The 513-nt window shown below is 44.8% G+C and carries 1 tRNA gene and 1 rRNA gene; both read right to left on the bottom strand.

Annotation, left to right across the window (positions count from 1 at the left end):
* Positions 1–215 precede the first annotated feature (215 nt).
* Positions 216–291: transfer RNA gene (locus J1782_RS00125), tRNA-Glu, on the bottom strand.
* A 142-nt stretch (positions 292–433) separates the two neighbouring features.
* A 16S ribosomal RNA gene (locus J1782_RS00120) occupies positions 434–513 on the bottom strand; the annotation flags it as partial.

Raw genomic sequence — 513 nt, 5'->3', positions numbered from 1 at the left:
CACCGTCGCATTGCGATTATTTGAGAGACTCTGTTACAGGCTAATCACCACTCAGTACTTCTACGGAGAGTGATGTTCAGCTGTAAACTTTCAATTTTTCAGCTTGTTCCAGATTGTTAAAGAGCAATATCTTAAACACGACTCGTTAAAGTCATCTTTAAGTTATTTTCTGTTCGTAAAGAACAGTTGATAATGTCTTTCACACATTACCGGAGTGGCGTCCCCAAGGGGATTCGAACCCCTGTTACAGCCGTGAAAGGGCAGTGTCCTAGGCCTCTAGACGATGGGGACACGAAAATTCCGTACCAGACCACATTGTGGTTTGGCACTTTTCGCATCAGCGTAAGGTTACCCTTACTGCATCAACAGGTGCTCTTGCTCATTAATTTCATCAGACAATCTGTGTGGACACTGCACAATGCGTATCTTGAGGTAAGGAGGTGATCCAACCGCAGGTTCCCCTACGGTTACCTTGTTACGACTTCACCCCAGTCATGAATCACAAAGTGGTAA

The sequence above is a fragment of the Rahnella sp. BCC 1045 genome, assembly GCF_019049615.1.
GTDB classification, from domain to species: Bacteria; Pseudomonadota; Gammaproteobacteria; order Enterobacterales; family Enterobacteriaceae; genus Rahnella; species Rahnella contaminans.
This window is presented reverse-complemented; position numbering and strand designations above follow the sequence as displayed.